Raw genomic sequence first — 18,155 nt, forward strand, 5'->3', positions numbered from 1 at the left:
GAACGGCTAGACCGCCTCGCGGCTGATCGGCTGCGGGTTCGGGGCGATGCCCCGGATCCGCGGCCGGCCGGGCTGCCGCAGCAGCAGGGCCACCGCGGCCGCCACCATGGAGATGCCTCCGGCGAGCGCGTAGGCGCCGTCGTAGCCCCAGGCGTCGACCACCATGGAGCCGAGGCCGCCGCCGAACAGCCCGCTGATCAGCTTTCCGCTGTACACCAGGCCGTAGTTGGTGGCGTTGTAGTTCTCCCCGAAGTAGTCCGGGGTCAGCGCCGCGAACATCGGGTAGAAGGCGCCGCCGCCGAATCCGGAGAGGAAGGCGAAGAAGAGGAACAGCACCTCGTTGTGGATGTTGCCGGCCCAGATCACCCCGAACTGGGCCAGGCCCAGCACGACGATGACGAACACCAGGGTCGTCTTGCGGCCCCACAGGTCCGAGAGCCAGCCGACCACACCGCGTCCGACGCCGTTGATGACGGACATGATGCCCATGGACGAGGCCGCGACCAGCGGGCCGAATCCCACGTCCTTGGCGTAGTCGACCTGGAAGGAGATCCCGAAGATCGACACCCCGGCGGTGAGCACCAGGGACACCCACATCAGGGGCAGCATGCCGGTCCTGATGGCCTCCTTGGGCGTGTACTGCCGCACCGCCGGAGGGTTCTTCGCCAGGCTCGCCGCGCTCTTGGCGTTGCCGGAGTAGCCGATCGGGTCGATCTCGGCGGGCCACCAGTTCTTCGGCGGGTCCTTGAAGAACCAGGCGCAGATCGCCACGATGATCAGCACGTAGACGCCGATGAGGTCGAGGACCTCGTCGTAGTTACCGGTGTCGAACCAGTAGTTGAAGATGAAGATGAACGGCAGCGCGCCATAGGCGAAACCGCCGTTGACGAAGCCCGTCTTCGCGCCGCGCCGCTCCGGGAACCACTTGCCCACCATGTTGATGCAGGTGGCGTAGACGAGTCCGGAGCCGAGCCCGCCGACGACGCCGAAGCCGACGATCGCCGCGAAAACGTTGTCGAGGTGGGCGAGGGCCACGAAGCCGATCAGACACAGCCCCGACCCCAGGTACATGGCCCTGCGGGCGGTCAGTAACCCCTTCTCCCGCAGCCATCCGGCGGGGAAGGCGATGCCCGCCTGGAAGAACACCCAGACGCTGAGGATCCAGAAGGTGTTGCTCTGGGTCCAGCCGTGCGCGTCCGAGAGCGTGTCCTCCGCCGAGCCGTACGCGTACTCGGACACGCTGATGGCCATCATCGCGACCCACGGCAGATAGACCATCAGCTTCCGGCTGTGGCCCAGGATGTCGCGGTCGGTCTCGCCGATGCGATACGTGCGTCCCTTGCTGTCCTGCACTTCCCGGTAGGGGAGAACCCCTTCCGGCCGTTCTGCTGTGCTCATGTCGTCCCCTTGGCTTCGAAGGAACCCGGCCAGCGCCCCCTGTCCAAACTCTTCGTGCTCCGGGAAACGTGGCCGGCTATGTCGTGAGCAGCCCCGCTGACCTGGCCCAGCGGTACTTGGCGCCCAGGACGGCCACCGGCTTCTCGGTGGTGTACGGATAGGCCACCACCCCGCGCTCGAAGAGGTACGCGCACGCCTCCTCGACCTCGGTGTCACCCGCGAGCGAGGCCACCACCGGTTTCGCGATGCCCCGCTCCCGGAATTCCGCCACAACCCGCGCGGTCAGCTCGGCGAACACCATCGGCGGGGTGACGATGGTGTGCCAGTAGCCCAGCACCAGGGCGTGGATCCGCGGGTCCGCCAGGCCCAGCCGGATGGTCGCCTCGTAGGTGGCCGGCGGTTCGCCGCCGGTGATGTCCACCGGGTTGCCGGCCGCGCCGAACGGCGGGATGAAACGGCGGAAGGCGGCGTCCAGATCCTCCGGGATCTCCATCAGGGAGAGCCCGTTGTCGACGATGGCGTCCGACAGCAGCACCCCGGAGCCCCCGGCGCCGGTGATGATGACGACGTTGTCACCCTGGGGGGTGGGCAGCACGGGCAGCGCCCGCGCGTACTCCAGCATCTCGTTCAGGCCCGGTGCCCGGATCACCCCGGCCTGCCGCAGGATGTCGTCGTAGACCGCGTCGTCCCCGGCCAGCGCGCCGGTGTGGGAACCGGCCGCCCTGGCGCCCGCCGCCGTACGGCCCGCCTTGAGCACCACCACCGGCTTCCTGGGCACCGTGGCCCGCGCCGCCGCCACGAAGGCGCGGCCGTCCTTGAGGTCCTCCAGGTGCATCGCGATGCACTGGGTGCGGTCGTCCTCACCGAACCAGGTGAGCAGGTCGTCCTCGTCCACGTCCGACTTGTTGCCGAGGCCGACGATCGCCGAGACGCCGGTCCTGGTGGTCCGGGCGAAGCCGAGGATCGCCATCCCGATGCCACCGGACTGCGAGGTGAGCGCCACCGGGCCCTTGACGTCGTAGGGGGTGCAGAAGGTGGCGCACAGGTCCTGCCAGGTGGAGTAGTACCCATAGATGTTGGGCCCCAGCAGCCGGGTCCCGTGTGCCTCGGCGATCTCCACGATCCGCTGCTGGAGCTCGTGTTCACCGGTCTCGGCGAAGCCGGACGGGATCAGCACGGCGTTCGGGATGCCCTTGCGGCCGACCTCCTCCAGCGCGGCGGGCACGAACTTCGCGGGGATCGCGAAGACCGCCACGTCCACCTCGCCGGGGACGTCGCCGACGCGTCGGTACGCCTTGCGGCCCAGGATGTCGTCGGCCTTGGGATTCACCGGGTGGATCTCCCCGGGGAAGCCGCCGTCGATGAGGTTGCGCATCACCGAGTTGCCGATCTTGCCGGGCTCGTTGGAGGCGCCCACCACCGCCACCGAGCGCGGCTGCATCAGCCGGCGCATCGTGCCCAGGATCTCCTCGCGCGAGTAGCGGCGGCGGGGCGGCGGGGGAGCGTCGCCGATCAGCAGCCGCACATCGGCGGCGAGCACCCCGCTCGCGGTGGCGAACACCGGGTTGAGATCGACCTCGGTGATCTCGGGGAAGTCCGCCACCAGCCGGGAGACCCGCACGATCAGGTCGGCGAGCGCCCCGCGGTCCACCGCCTCCCCGCCCCGCACCCCGCGCAGCACCTCGGCGGCGCGGATCCCGTCCAGCATCGACAGCGCCTCGTCCTCGCTCGCCGGGGCCAGCCGGAAGGTGATGTCCTTCAGCACCTCCACCAGCACCCCGCCGAGCCCGAACGCCACCACCTTCCCGAAGGTGGGGTCGGTGACCGCGCCGACGATGACCTCCTGTCCGCCGTCCGGGATCATCTGCTGCACCTGGACGCCCTGGATCCGGGCCTTCGGGTCGTAGGTGCGGGCGTTGTCCACGATCGCGGTGAACGCCCCCCGCACCTCGGCGCCGGACGTCAGCCCCACCCGGACCCCGCCCGCGTCGGTCTTGTGCAGGATGTCCGGGGACACGATCTTCAGGACGACCGGGAAGCCGATCCGGTCGGCGAGCGCCACCGCCTCGTCGGCGGACTCCGCCAGTCCCTCGGCCGGGGTCGGGATGGAGTACGCGTCGGTGATCCGTTTGCCCTCGGGCGCGGTCAGGGCCGTGCGCCCCTCGGCGCGGGCGGCGTCCAGCACCGCGCGCACGGCGTCCTTGTCGTACGTCACCGTCAGATCACTCCGTCCGTCTTGAGCAGCCGCACTTCCTCGTCGCCGAGCCCCAGCTCGCCGATGTAGATCTCTTCGTTGTGCTCACCCAGCAACGGCGAGCGCTCGACCCGGACCGGGGAGTCGGAGAGCTTCAGCGGGGAGCCCACCGTGGTGAAGGAGCCGCGCTCGGGGTGGTCGACCTGGACGATCATCTCGTTGGCCGCGAGCGACGCGTCCTCCACGATCTCCTTGGTGGACAGGATCGGCCCGCATGGGATGTTGTGGGCGTTGAGCCGCTCCAGCACCTCCCACTTGGGCAGGGTGCTGGACCACTCCTCGATCAGCTGGAACATCTTGGCCAGCTTCGGCAGCCGCGCCTCGGGCGTCGCCCACTCCGGGTCCTCCGCCAGCTCGGGGCGGCCGATCAGCCGCGTGATCGGCTCCCAGCCGACCGGCTGCACGATGACGTAGACGTAGTCGTTGGGCCCGCCGGGCGCGCATTTGACCGCCCAGCCGGGCTGACCGCCACCGCTGGCGTTGCCACTGCGCGGCACCTCGTCGCCGAAGTCCTCGTTCGGATACTCCGCCAGCGGCCCGTGCGCCAGCCGCTGCTGGTCGCGCAGCTTCACCCGGCACAGGTTGAGCACCGCGTGCTGCATCGCCACATTGACCCGCTGGCCGCGCCCGGTGTGGACGCGCTGGTAGAGCGCGGCGAGAATGCCCGCCACACAGTGCACCCCGGTGCCGGAGTCGCCGATCTGGGCGCCGGTGGCCAGCGGCGGACCGTCCTCGAAACCGGTGGTGGACATCGAGCCGCCCATGGCCTGCGCGACCACCTCGTACGCCTTGAACTTGGTGTACGGGCCCTCGCCGAACCCCTTGATCGAGGCGTACACCAGCCGGGGATTGATCTCCTGGATGCGCTCCCAGGTGAACCCCATGCGGTCCACCGCGCCCGGACCGAAGTTCTCCACCAGCACGTCGCTGCGGCGGATCAGCTCGGTCAGGATCTCCTTGCCGCGTTCGCTCTTGGTGTTGAGGGTGATGCTGCGCTTGTTGCAGTTGAGCATCGTGAAGTAGAGCGAGTCCACGTCCGGGAGATCCCGCAGCTGCTTGCGGGTGATGTCGCCGCTGGTGTTCTCCAGCTTGATCACATCCGCGCCGAGCCAGGCGAGCAGCTGGGTGGCGGACGGACCGGACTGCACATGCGTCATGTCGAGGACACGGATGCCGGCCAGGGCTTGACCGGGCTCGGCTTGACCGGGCTGGGCTTGATTGGCCTCAAGAGCCTGGGACATGGTGCGGCTCCCTCACTTGTACATCGTCTGGTTCATCGTTCCGGGGGCGTACGCGTCCGGGTCCACCCAGACGTTGATCAGCGACGGCTTGCCGGACTCCCGGGCGCGGCGCAGCGCCGGGCCGATGTCCGCCGGGTCCCGGACCTCCTCGCCGTAGCCGCCGAGCATCCGCGCGAACTGGTCGTAGGGCACATCGCCGAGGGTGTTGCCGACCCGCTCGCGCTCCTCGCCGTACTTGGCCTTCTGGCCGTAACGGATCTGGTTCATTGAGGAGTTGTTGCCGACGATGCCGACGAACGGCAGGTCGAAGCGGACCAGCGTCTCGAAGTCCCAGCCGGTCAGGGAGAACGCGCCGTCGCCGAAGAGCGCCACCACCTCCTTGTCGGGGCGGGCCTGCTTGGCGGCCATCACGAACGGCACCCCGACGCCGAGCGTGCCCAGCGGCCCCGGGTCCATCCAGTGGCCGGGCGACTTGGGCTGGACCACCTGACCGGAGAAGGTGACGATGTCGCCGCCGTCGCCGATGTAGATCGAGTCCTCGGTGAGGAAGTCGTTGATCTCGCTGACCAGGCGGTAGGGGTGGATGGGGGAGGCGTCGGAGCGGAGGTTGGGCAGCCGCTTTTCGAGCGCCTTCTGCTCGGCGGCCCGCAGCTCGTCCAGCCACTCCTTGCGCTTGCCCGCCCCGCCGTTGATGCGCCCCGAGGCGGCCTGGGTGACGGCGGAGAGCACCAGTCCCGCGTCGCCCACGATGCCGAGGTCGATGTCGCGGTTCTTGCCGACCGTGCGGTAGTCGAGGTCGATCTGGACCACGGTGGCGTCGGGGGAGAGCCGCTTGCCGTAGCCCATGCGGAAGTCGAAGGGGGTGCCGACGATGACGATGAGGTCGGCGCCGGCGAACGCGTAGCGGCGGGAGAGCTGGAAGTGGTGCGGATCGCCGGGCGGCAGCGTGCCGCGCCCCGCGCCGTTCATGTACGCGGGCACATTGAGGGTGCGCACCAGCTCGATGGCCGCGTCGGTGGCGCGGGTGGTCCACACCTGACTGCCCAGCAGGATCGCCGGCTTCTCGGCCCGGACCAGCAGGTCCGCGAGCTTCTGGACGGCCTCGGGGTCGCCGGCGCTACGGGTGGAGGCGCGGTAGTGCCCGGCCTGGGGGACGCGGGCCGTCTCCACCGGCACCTTGGCGTCCAGCACATCGCGCGGGATCTCCAGGAAGGAGGGGCCGGGGGCGCCGTGGAAGCACTCGCGGAAGGCCATGGAGACCATGTCGGCGGCGCGCGCGGTGTCCGGGACGGTGGCGGCGAACTTGGTGATCGGCGCCATCATGTCGACGTGCGGAAGGTCCTGGAGCGACCCCATCTTGTGCTGGCTGTGGGCGCCCTGGCCGCCGATGAGGAGCATGGGTGACTCGGCGCGGAAGGCGTTGGCGACGCCGGTGACCGCGTCGGTGGTGCCGGGGCCGGCGGTGACGACGGCGCAGCCGGGCTTGCCGGTGATCCGGGCGTAGCCGTCGGCGGCGTGGGCGGCGACCTGTTCGTGGCGTACGTCGATGACATCGATGCCCTCGTCGACGCAGCCGTCGTAGATGTCGATGATGTGGCCGCCGCAGAGGGTGTAGATGACCTCCACGCCCTCCGCCTTGAGTGCTTTGGCGACCAAGTGCCCGCCGGAGATGAGGTTCTGGCTGTCGTCGGGCATGGCGAATCGCGTCCCTTCGTAGGGGTCGGTGCGGCCTTGCGACGCTGCGGCTCGCTGGATTGCATACAGTCGACGTTATCCTGTATGAACTTTGTTATCCCACCATCGGCCGAGCGATGTCCAGGGGGCGTGCGCCACTCGTTCGATCCAGCGCTGGATCAAGCGCTGTTGACCGGTCATCAGGGAGCGGGCTATGGACCTGTACGAACATCAGGCACGGGAACTCCTCGACCACGGCGGAGTGTTGGTGCCCCGGGCGGAGGTCGTGGACTCGCCCGAAGCCGCCCGCGCGGCCGCCGAACGCCTCGGCGGACGCGTCGTCATCAAGGCCCAGGTGAAGACCGGCGGCCGGGGCAAGGTGGGCGGGGTGAAACGCGCCGAGGACCCGGCCGCGGCCGAGCTGACCGCGCGCCGGATCCTCGGCATGGACATCAAGGGCCACACCGTCCACCGGGTGATGGTGGCCGAACCGGTCGAGGTGGAGCGCGAGCTGTACCTCGGCTTCACCCTCGACCGGGCCGCGGGCCGGTTCCTGGCCATCGCCTCCGCCGAGGGCGGGATGGAGATCGAGGAGGTCGCCGCGCACCGCCCCGAGGCGGTGGCCCGGATCGCGATCGACCCGGCCGAGGGGGTGACCGAGGCGAAGGCCGACGAGATCGCCGCCGCCGGCCACCTGCCGCCGGAGACGGCCGGGACCATCCGCCGGCTGTGGACCGTCCTGACCACCCACGACGCCCTGCTGGTCGAGGTCAACCCGCTGGTGGTGACCCGCAACGGCGCGATCGTCGCCCTGGACGCAAAGGTCACCCTGGACGACAACGCCCGCTTCCGGCAGCCGCCATGGGACGGCTCCGCCGACGGCACCGAGGCCCGCGCCGACGACCCCGACCCCACCCGGGAGTCGCTGGAGGCCCGCGCCGCGGCCGCCGGACTCGGCTACGTCAAACTCGACGGCCAGGTGGGCGTCATCGGCAACGGCGCGGGCCTGGTCATGTCCACCCTGGACGTCGTGGCCGGCTGCGGCGCCCGCCCCGCCGACTTCCTCGACATCGGCGGCGGCGCCTCCGCCCAGGTGATGGCCGACGGACTGTCCCTCGTCCTCGACGACCCGGATGTGCGCTCGGTCCTGGTCAACGTCTTCGGCGGCATCACCGCCTGTGACGCGGTGGCCGACGGCATCGTACGCGCCCTGGACACCGTCACCCTCACCAAGCCGCTGGTCGTCCGGCTCGACGGCAACAACGCCGCACGTGGCCGGGCCATCCTCGGCCAATTGGCTCATCCACTCGTCCACCAGGCCGACACCATGGACGGCGCCGCCGCGCGGGCCGCCGAACTCGCCGCGTAGGGGCTCACCTCATGGCCATCTTCCTCACCAAGGACAGCAAGGTCATCGTCCAGGGCATGACCGGCGCGGAGGGCATGAAGCACACCCGCCGGATGCTCGCCGCCGGCACCGATGTCGTCGGCGGCGTCAACCCCCGCAAGGCCGGCACCCGGGTCGGCATCGACGGCCGTACGGTGCCCGTCTTCGGCTCCGTACGCGAGGCCATGGACACCACCGGCGCCGACGTGAGCGTCCTGTTCGTCCCGCCGCCCCACGCCAAGGCCGCCGTCACCGAGGCCGCCGACGCCGGCATCCCGCTCGCCGTCGTCATCACCGAGGGCATCCCGGTCCACGACACGGTCGCCTTCCAGGCGTACGCACGGGCCCGCGCCACCAGGATCATCGGCCCCAACTGTCCCGGGCTGATCTCCCCGGGCCAGTCCAACGCCGGCATCATCCCCGCCGACATCACCAAACCGGGCCGGATCGGCCTGGTCTCCAAGTCCGGCACCCTCACCTACCAGCTGATGTACGAGCTGCGCGACCTCGGCTTCTCCACCTGCGTGGGCATCGGCGGCGACCCGGTCATCGGCACCACCCACATCGACGCGCTGACCGCCTTCGAGGCCGACCCCGACACCGACCTCATCGTGATGATCGGCGAGATCGGCGGCGACGCGGAGGAGCGCGCCGCGGACTTCATCAGGGCCCACGTCACCAAGCCGGTCGTCGGCTACGTGGCGGGCTTCACCGCCCCCGAGGGCCGCACCATGGGCCACGCGGGCGCGATCGTCTCCGGTTCCTCGGGCACCGCCGCGGCCAAGAAGGCGGCGCTGGAGGCGGCGGGCGTGCGCGTAGGCGCGACCCCCACGGAAACCGCCCGGCTGGTGTTGGCCCTTCTGGCCGAACCATCCGGCAACCCAGCGTGATGTGAGCCGTACCCGCTCCGCGATCCGGCCACTGCCACGCCCCGTGCCGCTACCTTCCTCTCCGACGGCCACGGACTGTCGGCTGTGTGCCCGTGGACACGCCTCCATGGGCACACGGCCCACAGACACACACCCGTACGGACCGCCACACCCCGCCCCGCCCGTGCAACGAGAGCGGAGACCACCGATGGCACCCACCCTCACCCTCAAACCCGGAACCGCCTGGGACGACGCCTGGCAGCGCTGCCTGGCCCTCGCCCCCGAGGCATTCCAGGACGACCGAGTCCTCAACCTCTGGGACGGCACCTGGCACCGCGACGGCCGGGCCCTCCCCGCCACCACCCCCGTCGACGGCACCCCGATCGCGGGCCCGCCCCGGCTCGACGCCACCACCGCCCACCAGGCCGTACGCGCCTCCCTCGACCAGCACCGCCGCTGGCGCCACATCGCCCTCCCGGAGCGCCGGGCGCGGGTGGCCGCCACCCTCGACGCCCTCGCCGAACACCGTGAGCTGCTCGCCCTCCTCCTGGTGTGGGAGATCGGCAAACCCTGGCGGCTGGCCCAGGCCGATGTGGACCGGGCCATCGACGGCGTCCGCTGGTACGTGGGGGAGATCGACCGCATGACCGAGGGCCGCGCCCCGCTGCCCGGCCCGGTCTCCAACATCGCCAGCTGGAACTACCCGATGAGCGTCCTCGCCCACGCCATGCTCGTCCAGGCACTGGCCGGCAACGCCGTCATCGCCAAGACCCCGACCGACGGCGGACTGGCCTGCCTCACCCTCGCCTGCGCGCTCGCCGCCCGCGAGGGCATCCCGGTCACCCTCGTCAGCGGCAGCGGCGGTGAGCTCTCCGAGGCCCTGGTCCGCTCGCCCGAGATCGGCTGCGTCTCCTTCGTCGGCGGCCGCGACACCGGCGCCCGGGTCGCCACCGCCGTCGCCGACCTCGGCAAACGCCACATCCTGGAACAGGAGGGGCTCAACGCCTGGGGCATCTGGAACTACACCGACTGGGACGCCCTCGCTCCGCTGATCCGCAAGACCTTCGACTACGGCAAGCAGCGCTGCACGGCCTATCCGCGCTTCGTCATCCAGCGCTCGTCCTTCGACGCCTTCCTGTCCGTCTACCTCCCGGCGGTGCGCGCCATCCGCGTGGGCCACCCGCTGGCGGTGGAGAACCCCTCCGACCACCTCCCCGACCTGGACTTCGGCCCCCTGATCAACGCGGCCAAGGCCAAGGAGCTGAGCGATCAGGTGGCCGAGGCCATCGACCGCGGCGCCGTCCCCCTCCACCGCGGCGACCTCGCCGACGGCCACTTCCTCCCCGGCCAGGACCTCTCCGCGTACGCCGCCCCCGTCACCCTCCTCAACCCGCCCTCGACCTCCCCGCTGCACCACGCCGAGCCCTTCGGCCCGGTCGACACCCTCGTCCTGGTCGACACCGAGGCCGAGCTGCTCGCCGCCATGAACGCCAGCAACGGCGCCCTCGTCGCCACCCTCTCCTGCGACGACCCGGCCACCTTCGACCGCCTGGCCCCCCAGATCCGGGCCTTCAAAACCGGCCACGGCACCCCCCGCTCCCGCGGCGACCGCGCCGAACTCTTCGGCGGCTTCGGCGCCTCCTGGCGCGGCGCCTTCGTCGGCGGCGACCTGCTGGTCCGCGCCGTCACCGAGGGCCCCGAGCCCGAGCGCCTCCCCGGCAACTTCCCCGACTACCAGCTGCTGCCCGACTGATCACCCACCGTGCCCATCCCCGCGTCTCCCCAGGTGAGCGCGGGTATGGGCGGGCGGCATACGCAGGTGAAACGCACTCCGAAACCTTGGTATCGTTGTGCCTGTCACCGCGGCCCACCGCGGGGACACACCTGGTCCGGGTGGCGGAATGGCAGACGCGCTAGCTTGAGGTGCTAGTGCCCTTTATCGGGCGTGGGGGTTCAAGTCCCCCCTCGGACACGTTCTTACGTACACGGATGAAGCGGGTTGTGACTCAACGGTCACAACCCGCTTCTTCATGTTGTAGGTGAGCGTGAGGCCGAAAGCCTGGTAGAGAGGGGCTTTGCGGTCGGCGGGGGCGGTGAGAAGCCGGTCGGTGAGGTCACCGAGGTCTTTGATCATGCCGTGGATCTGTTCGTCGGTGAGCACGGTGCGCCGGGCTGCGCTGGCAGCGATGAGCTGTTCTTGCGCGGCGGCTTTGTCGGCCTCGGCCTGACTGATCCAGCCGGCCACGGTTGTGGGGTTGGCTCCGGCGTCGAGTGCCGCGCGGTATTGGTTCAGTCGCCGGTCGCAGTCGGTAATGGTGCGGCGGGCGGCCTCGAGGCCGGGCAAGGGGGTGGCTGCTGTCCGCTGGGATCGCTGCATGGCCTGCAGTGTGGTCTTCAGCTGCCCGGGGGCGAAGGCCTGTGCGATCCACCGGTCGAGTTCCGGGAGGATGACGGCCTCCCGGATGTAGACGGTGAGCGGGTGGTCGAGGGTGCCGCTCTTGGCGTATTCGTACGGGTAGCGACAGCGGTAGTGGGGGTGGCCGTGGTTGAAGGTGCCCTGCATCTTGCGGTCGCACAGGGAGCAGCGGATGAGTCCGCGCAGGGCATAGGTGCGTGGTGTGGTGCGGGGGCTGCGTTCTGCGGGGTGGTGCTGGCGGCGGTCAAGCCTCCTGGCTTGAGCGCGGGTGAAGGTGTTCTTGCTGATCAGGGGTTCGTGGACGGGCTTGGCGGACCAGACCCACTGTTCGGGGGTGTTCCATGTTTGTTGGGTGCGGTGCCCCAAGGTGACATCGTCGATGTCGAGAAGGACTTCCTGCTTGCGTTGTTTGTTCCATACCTCGTGGCCGGTGTAGCGGGGGTTGATGAGGATGGCGCGGACGGCGTTCTTGGACCAGGCGCGGCCGTCGCGGTGCGGATTGCGGGCGCGGTCGTGGGCTGAGGGGCAGGGGATGTTGTCGCGGGTCAAGCCTTCGGCGATGGCGTACAGGCCCGTTCCGCGAAGGTACTCGGTGAAGATGCGGACCACGATGGGCGCGCTGACGGGGTCGGGTTCGAGACGGTGGAGGCGTTTGCCGTCGGCGGCCTTGGCCGGGTTGGGGTGTGGGCCGGCGTCGGCGAGCCGGTAGCCGTATGGGGGTCTGCCGCCGAGGTAGCGGCCTTCGATCTTGGCTTGAGAGCCCATGGCGGTGCGTACGCGGATCTTGACCCGGTTGCGTTCGCCTTTGCTCATGCCGCCGAAGACGGACATGACGAGGTCGTGGGCTTCGTTGTCGGGGTCGATCGGCCCGCCGATTTCGGGAACCCAAAGAGGGACGTTGAAGTGGGTGAACAGGGGGAAGGTATTGCCGAACTGGTTGCCGTAGAAGGTGCGCTGGGGTTCTCCGATTACGACCGCGTCGAAGCCGCGGTGGGGGTCGCGCAGGGCTGTGAGGAGGGCAGCGGCCTGAGGGCGGCGTTTCCACGGCAGCGCACGGGAGTGCCCGGAATCGAAGTACTCGGCGACGATCTCGCCTCCGGCGGGTTCGATGAGAGCGCGGGCGCGGGTGAGCTGCCAGTTGCGGGAGGCCTCCGGGTCCTGGAGGTCCTCGGTGGAGCAGCGTCCGGCGAAGGCGAAACGGGGCATGGGCCGTCTTCCTCGGGATCACTTGGTGTGCACAGTGGACGGTGGTCGTCCGTCGTAGCTCCGGCTCGGCCTGGAGGGCCAGCCGTCCACCGTGTCTTCGCCCGGTCGTGGATAGTCAGCTCTTCTGATGAACGGTGCGGTGGTGTTGGTGCTCGTCCTGGATGAAGGCCAACAGCGCTTCAGCGGCATGCTGTGTGAGCGGCACAGGACCGCTCGGGAGGATCACGGTCACCTCGGGCGGCTCATCCGCTTCCTGGGCCTGGCGCACTGCTGCTGGGGAGCTTGGGGTGGTAGCGGCTGGTGTCATGGCATGCCCGCTTCGCGCGTTCACAGCCTTCTCTCCCGATGGGATCGGGGGTAGTGGCAGCGCTCGGTCCCGGCTTGCCGCTCCCGGCGGTCGCACAGCGGCCGGGAGGCGGCTGAGGGCTTCTTGGGGCGGGTGAAGATGAGGACGTCCTCGTGCTGTACGAGGTGGAGGGGGATTCCTTGGCGGCGGGCGTCGCGGACGTTCTTCAGCTGGAAGAACGAAGGACGGGCAATGAGCCGACCGTCGCGGATGCCGGCGAGGAGAGCCACACAGCGCTCTTCCGGGATCAGTCCGGCGGCTTGCCCGGCGGCCAGGACAGCGGAGGGCAGGTCGATGAGCTCGCCGTGGGTGCGCCAGGGTCGGGTGGTGACGACGACGGTGCCGCCCGGGCGCAGCACCGCTCGGCACTGAGTGAGGATCTTGGTGAAGCCGTCCAGGAGCTGGTCGGTGGAGACGTGGGCGAGGTTGTGCGGGTCGCGGCCGTATCGGTAGTCGGTTGTGACCACGCCGCGCTCGCCGGTTTCGCTCGTGCAGTGGACCCGGCCATGGGCCGATCGTCCGTATGGCGGTGAGGTGACCACCAGCGCGACTTTGGCCGAGACATCTCCCCACGAGGAGGGTTGATCATCTTGGCTCGATGCGGAGCGTGCGTGACGTCGGCCTTCAAGACCCGGTTGCGGTCTTGAAAGGCCGACGTTGTCGTTTGGGGTGGGTGGCGGGTGTCGATGCAGCCGAGCGGGCCGGGCGAGATCCCGGCGGAGACAGTGCGCGTGGCGCGGGCCGCGTTCCCGAAAGGGAGCCTGGCGATCCGGGTCCGGGACGAGCTGGGGGTGCTGTTCACCGACGCGCAGTTCGCGGATCTGTTCCCGGCGCGGGGAAAACCCGCCTGGTCGCCGGGCCGGCTGGCACTTGTGCTGGTGTTGCAGTTCGTGGAGGGGCTGACTGACCGGCAGGCTGCCGAGGCAGTGCGGGCGAGGATTGCCTTCAAGTACGCGATTGGGCTCGAACTGGGTGATCCGGGCTTCGATTTCTCGGTCCTGTCGGAGTTCCGGGACCGTCTGATCGAGGCTGAGGCCGGACGGCGGGTTCTGGATGGCATCCTGGCCGCGGCTGGGGAGAAACGGCTGCTCAAGAGCGCGGGCCGGGCCCGCACCGACTCCACGCACGTGCTGTCCGCGGCCCGTGAGCTGTGCTGGCTGGAGAAGGTCGCAGAGACACTGCGGTCAGCATTGAACGCGCTGGCAAAGGCGGCCCCCGACTGGCTGGCTGACATCGCTGAACCGGAGTGGTTCAAGCACTACTCGACGAGGGCCGAGGACTCCCGGTTTCCCCAGGCCCGCACGAAGCGGGACGAGGTGGGCCTGCGAATCGGCAGGGACGGGACACGGCTGCTTGAGGCCGTCCTCTCATCGGCGGCGCCCGGAGATCTGCGGGATCTGCCTGAGGTCGAGATCCTGCGGCAGATGTGGGTTCAAAACTTCCACCTGGTCGACGGCGAGGTGATGCGCCGGGGCCCAAAAGACCGGCCGCCAGGCGCAATGCGCCTGGTCACCCCCTATGACATCGAAGCGCGTGGCAGCGTCAAACGCGACACCCTCTGGCACGGTTACAAGGTCCATCTCACCGAGACTTGCGAGCCCGACGTCCCGAACCTGATCACGAACGTAGTCACCACCGCCGCCACCGTTTCCGATGACCGCATGGCGGCAGTCGTCCACGCAGGTTTGGCCGAGCGGGGTCTGCTTCCGCGTGAGCACTGGGTCGACACCGGATACGCCAACGCCGCAGCCATGACGGACGCCCGTGATCACGGCGTCGCACTGCACGGACCGCTCAAGTCGGTGACCAGTTCGCAGGCCCGAACAAGAACCGCCTACGGCCAGGACGCCTTCATCGTCGACTGGGACAACCAGCGTGTGACCTGCCCCAACGGGCGCACCAGCACCAGCTGGCGGGAAGACCGTTCCCAGCACGGTCTCGCGGTGGTCCGGGCCCAGTTCCGCGTGCGTGACTGCCGGCCATGTCCCGTCGTGCACGACTGCGTCCCGGCCCTGAAGGCCAAGGGCCGGGCCATCACCCTGCGGCCGCAGCAGGCCCACCAGGAACTCCAGCAGGCCCGCGCCCTACAGCAGACCGAAGAGTGGAAGGACCGTTACAAGATCCGCGCCGGGGTCGAAGGAACCTTCTCCCAGGGCGTGAACCGCTGCGGACTCCGCAGATCCCGCTACCGGGGTCTGCCCAAGACCAGTCTCCAGCACCAGCTCATTGGCGCTGCGATCAATCTCGCCCGCATCGACGCTCACCTCACCGACACACCACGAGCCTCTACGCGCACCAGCCACTTCGCGACACTCGACCCCGCCGAGCCGATGCTCAGCGGGGCCGAGTAGCGCCACCCCCGAATTCGCCAACAGCGTCGGCGTGGAACCCAGGGCGGGGCGTCGTTCTTCGTATCGGAGGGCGGTCGGGCGGCTTGCACCAGCCTGACCCGTTTGCAGCGGTGGCCTCGGCCCACAGCACGAGCAGCCGCGTGTAATCCTCGGTCCGCCGCTTGTCGGCGGGCTCGTCCATGAAAAGTCGGATACGGCGGTTGATCTTCGCCAGAGCAGGGGACATCGCACGGCCGTGAGGCCGGAAAACGGTGGGCATGCGCATACCGTATGGGCCGGCACCGACATGGCCGGTCCGCGGTTACCCGGCAGTCTGGGGGAGTTCGAGGACCATCGCGTCGTAGAACGGCGCTTCCTCCCACGGGTGGGAGACGCCGACCTTGCGGTATCCCCACGTGGCGTACGCGGAATGTGCTGGCGCGGCCTCAGGCTCGGGGCGCATCGTAAGAGAGACGCGCTCCACGCTCAGCCCGTCGAGCAAGCGGGCATGGAGGCGAGCAGCGATGCCGCGGCGTCGCCATGGTTTTCGAACCGCGAGTTCGATGATCACGTAGGTGCGGGTGCCGTCCTCGCGCGTGAAATCCTGCGGTAGCGGATCCTGGACGGTCTGCCACCATCCTGTGTCGGCGGGTAGGAGGAAGCCGAAGGCGAAGCCCACCACCTCGTCGTCTCCGCTGTGAGCCAGGACGAGACGCATGCCGGGACGCTCAGCCTGTATCTGGTAGCGGTCGATGAACTCTTTGATGTCCCGTGGACCCTCACAGTACGGCGGCTCGGCGTAGACCTCCTCGTAAGCCGGCAGGAACGCGTCAAGCTGGGCTGAGGCCTCCCGGCCCTCGAACAGCTCGAACCTCACCTCGTGCATCACGCCGCACCCTTCGTGTGGGCGTACTCCGTCAACTGTGCAGCTGCCTGTTGAGTACTGGCGGCGTCGACAGTGCTGAGGAGGTCCCTCACCTCGGACAGTTTCCTCATCGCGCGCCCCGACTCGACCTCTTCCAAGTGTTCCAGGCTTTCCACGGCATAGGCCGCACCCTCGTCGACCTCACCGGCCTTCACCAGTCCGCTCGCGAGCGTCATCCGATAGAGCGCGCGATTGCGGCCGTAGGCACTGTCCTGGCGCGCGATCGCGGCCTTCACGAAGTTCACCGCTGCCGGATAGTGCCCGATCTCCATGTAGTGAAGCCCTTGGCAGTAGTCCAATTCCGCAGGACCGTGGAACGCCGCCCACTCCGGTGAAGGCCGTCCGCTGTCTCGCTCGACCAGGCGCATCGATTGGGCCAGGGCCCTGTTCGCTGCCTTCTGGTCACCCATGAGAGAGAGGGCGCGGACCTCACGGACTCCGACAAGGGACTGAAGCATGGGGGAACCGTAGTGGGCGGCGCGGCCCTGGGCAGCGCGGGCGAGGTCGTACCCATCCCGAGGGCGGCCTTCGAAGCTGGCTTGCAGAGACAGGCCGGCCAGGACGAGGATTTCGAGGCTGTCGTCCCGGAGCATCGTGGCGATGGTCAGAGCTTCCCCCCAGTACTGACGAGCGATGTCCTGCTTGTCGGCGTCATAGGCCAGCCATGCACAGTGCTCGGCGGTTTCCCCCGCGAGGAGCTGAAGCTGACGGCCGAGTGTGTCCGGGTAGGTGCTGGTGTTGATGACACGGCGGACTCGACGCAGATGCCTGATCGTGAGGGACAGTACGTCGCCCCCGCCGTAGGCGTCGTCGAGCTGGTACAGGGAGCGGAGGCCCTCGCGGAGTTCGAGGAGATGGGCAGTGCCGATAGCGCCATCTCGGCGTGGGGTAGATCGTGTCACCGGCTTGGGCAGCCCTGCGGCGGCTGCCAAGCCAATCGAGTCGTTGAGGAACACCCGTCGGTCCACGCTCGTGACGCCTTCCTGTGCGGGGAGGGGGGTGCTCCCCACGGTGGCACCCGGAGGTGGTCCAGGGAAACCCAGCTCCGCCGGGTTCACGCCGAACATGGCGTGAAGCACGCGCCAGGCCCGCAGACGGGGGGCAGGGGGTAACGGTTGTCGCCAGCGCGGTCATCCACACCGGACATGCCCTTCCGGGCTTCCTGCGCATCCCGGACTATCCGGTGGGTCTGATGGCCCAGCACTTCCGCGCCGAGCTGCAACTCCATGTCCCGCCACGCGCGCCACTGACCCCCGGCACCGGTGAGGATGTGACTCTGCTGCTGGACGAGTTGGGGTTGCACAGGCCCCTCGGCGACCCGGACGTGATGCCGGACCAGATCGCCCATCTCCAGCAGCTCACCAGCTCGCGGCAGGGACCGCGGATTCTGGTGGTGCCGCAGCGGGTCTTACCGCCCCGCGGCCTCCTGCTGTACCAGATGACACTCCACGGACACGAACTCGTCGCGGAGGAATGGGCCGACCTCGTCATCTACCACACCGGTGAGGCCCTGGAGCCCTGGCAGCACAGGCTGCGCGTCGCCATGGACGCCGCCGTGCCCCTCGATGAGGCAGCAGTGTGCGTGAACGAGAGGCGCGCCCCGGTTGAGGAGCAGGCCGCGGCACCCAGCCCTCCGGCGCGCCCTGAGAGCCGCCTGTACCTCGCCCCGGGAGGGGACGGAGTCCTGTGAGCAACCACGTTGACCGCGCCCCGGCCGGCCGCCGGTGGATCAGCCTCGGCCTGCTGCTCGGCGGCCACTCATGCCACACCCCCGGCCCGCTCAGCGCCTTCCGCCCAGGCCAGGAGACACCCCTGAACTGGGACCCGGCCGCGCAATTGGACTCGGCACTGTGGGAGGTGCGGCACGCCGGATTCGATCCGGATGAGGACTACCCCCGCACGCCGGACCGCACCTGGCGACTCGTCTGCACCGGATGCGGCACTCCCCGGAGGTTGAGCCTGACCGCCATCCGCGGCGGCAGGCGGTGCTGCGGGCCCGTGCCCACGTCCTGACCGGGCGGGCCGCTGACCGTCCGGCCCCACCCGGGCACACCCCAGGTCAGCAGCCCGCTCCTCTCCTCCGTCCCGCGCCAGCGTCATGCCGGGGCG

At 69.5% G+C, this 18,155-nt stretch carries 14 protein-coding genes and 1 tRNA gene; 7 read left to right on the forward strand and 8 right to left on the reverse strand.

The window, feature by feature from the left end:
• Positions 1-6 precede the first annotated feature (6 nt).
• The 4 genes from N6H00_RS31280 to N6H00_RS31295 all read right to left on the reverse strand — a co-directional run bounded on the left by N6H00_RS31280 (position 7) and on the right by N6H00_RS31295 (position 6,588).
• Positions 7-1,398, reverse strand: coding sequence for an OFA family MFS transporter (locus N6H00_RS31280; RefSeq protein WP_268975182.1), 1,392 nt, complete (start codon positions 1,396-1,398; stop codon positions 7-9).
• Positions 1,399-1,474: 76 nt separating this feature from the next.
• Positions 1,475-3,613 carry an acetate--CoA ligase family protein gene (locus N6H00_RS31285; RefSeq protein WP_268975183.1) on the reverse strand — a complete coding sequence of 713 codons (2,139 nt, stop codon included), beginning with the start codon at positions 3,611-3,613 and terminating at the stop codon, positions 1,475-1,477.
• A 2-nt stretch (positions 3,614-3,615) separates the two neighbouring features.
• Positions 3,616-4,893, reverse strand: a complete 1,278-nt coding sequence (gene frc, locus N6H00_RS31290) for a formyl-CoA transferase (RefSeq protein WP_268975184.1) — start codon at positions 4,891-4,893, stop codon at positions 3,616-3,618.
• Positions 4,894-4,905: 12 nt separating this feature from the next.
• Positions 4,906-6,588, reverse strand: a complete 1,683-nt coding sequence (locus N6H00_RS31295) for a thiamine pyrophosphate-binding protein (RefSeq protein ID WP_268975185.1) — start codon at positions 6,586-6,588, stop codon at positions 4,906-4,908.
• Between the two features lie 193 nt (positions 6,589-6,781).
• Between N6H00_RS31295 and sucC the strand changes: the two genes are divergently transcribed.
• The 4 genes from sucC (at position 6,782) to N6H00_RS31315 (ending at position 10,795) form a co-directional block, all read left to right on the forward strand.
• Positions 6,782-7,936 carry an ADP-forming succinate--CoA ligase subunit beta gene (sucC, locus tag N6H00_RS31300; RefSeq protein WP_443073094.1) on the forward strand — a complete coding sequence of 385 codons (1,155 nt, stop codon included), beginning with the start codon at positions 6,782-6,784 and terminating at the stop codon, positions 7,934-7,936.
• A gap of 11 nt (positions 7,937-7,947) precedes the next feature.
• On the forward strand, positions 7,948-8,844 hold the full coding sequence (gene sucD / locus N6H00_RS31305) for a succinate--CoA ligase subunit alpha (protein ID WP_268975186.1): 897 nt from the start codon (positions 7,948-7,950) through the stop codon (positions 8,842-8,844).
• 187 nt (positions 8,845-9,031) lie between these two features.
• Positions 9,032-10,576, forward strand: coding sequence for an aldehyde dehydrogenase family protein (locus tag N6H00_RS31310; protein WP_268975187.1), 1,545 nt, complete (start codon positions 9,032-9,034; stop codon positions 10,574-10,576).
• 134 nt (positions 10,577-10,710) lie between these two features.
• A tRNA-Leu gene (locus tag N6H00_RS31315) sits at positions 10,711-10,795 on the forward strand.
• Here N6H00_RS31315 and N6H00_RS31320 read toward each other — a convergent pair.
• Positions 10,760-12,445, reverse strand: a complete 1,686-nt coding sequence (locus N6H00_RS31320) for a recombinase family protein (protein ID WP_268975188.1) — start codon at positions 12,443-12,445, stop codon at positions 10,760-10,762. The genes N6H00_RS31315 and N6H00_RS31320 overlap by 36 nt on opposite strands.
• A 327-nt stretch (positions 12,446-12,772) precedes the next feature.
• Positions 12,773-13,258 (reverse strand): hypothetical protein, encoded by a 486-nt coding sequence (locus tag N6H00_RS31325; RefSeq protein WP_329618581.1) that lies wholly within the window; start codon positions 13,256-13,258, stop codon positions 12,773-12,775.
• A 213-nt stretch (positions 13,259-13,471) separates the two neighbouring features.
• Between N6H00_RS31325 and N6H00_RS31330 the strand changes: the two genes are divergently transcribed.
• Entirely contained in the window at positions 13,472-15,142 is a 1,671-nt protein-coding gene (locus tag N6H00_RS31330) for an IS1182 family transposase (RefSeq protein ID WP_268975189.1), read from the forward strand.
• A gap of 301 nt (positions 15,143-15,443) precedes the next feature.
• Here the strand turns inward: N6H00_RS31330 and N6H00_RS31335 are convergent, their stop codons facing one another.
• Complete coding sequence (locus tag N6H00_RS31335; RefSeq protein WP_268975190.1) at positions 15,444-16,007, reverse strand: GNAT family N-acetyltransferase; 564 nt, start codon at positions 16,005-16,007, stop codon at positions 15,444-15,446.
• Positions 16,007-17,002: a hypothetical protein gene (locus N6H00_RS31340; protein WP_268975191.1), complete on the reverse strand. Its 996-nt coding sequence runs from the start codon at positions 17,000-17,002 to the stop codon at positions 16,007-16,009. Before N6H00_RS31340 ends, N6H00_RS31335 begins: the two co-directional genes overlap by 1 nt.
• Before the next feature lie 68 nt (positions 17,003-17,070).
• On the opposite strand from N6H00_RS31340, the gene N6H00_RS31345 reads away from it, so the two are divergent.
• Together N6H00_RS31345 and N6H00_RS31350 are read left to right on the forward strand one after the other, a co-directional pair.
• Positions 17,071-17,736 (forward strand): Scr1 family TA system antitoxin-like transcriptional regulator, encoded by a 666-nt coding sequence (locus N6H00_RS31345; RefSeq protein WP_268975192.1) that lies wholly within the window; start codon positions 17,071-17,073, stop codon positions 17,734-17,736.
• Entirely contained in the window at positions 17,733-18,059 is a 327-nt protein-coding gene (locus N6H00_RS31350) for a hypothetical protein (protein ID WP_268975193.1), read from the forward strand. The genes N6H00_RS31345 and N6H00_RS31350 overlap by 4 nt, the downstream gene beginning before the upstream one ends.
• Positions 18,060-18,155 lie beyond the last annotated feature (96 nt).

Origin of the sequence: Streptomyces sp. S465 (assembly GCF_026898115.1) — a bacterium.
GTDB lineage: Bacteria > Actinomycetota > Actinomycetes > Streptomycetales > Streptomycetaceae > Streptomyces > Streptomyces luomodiensis.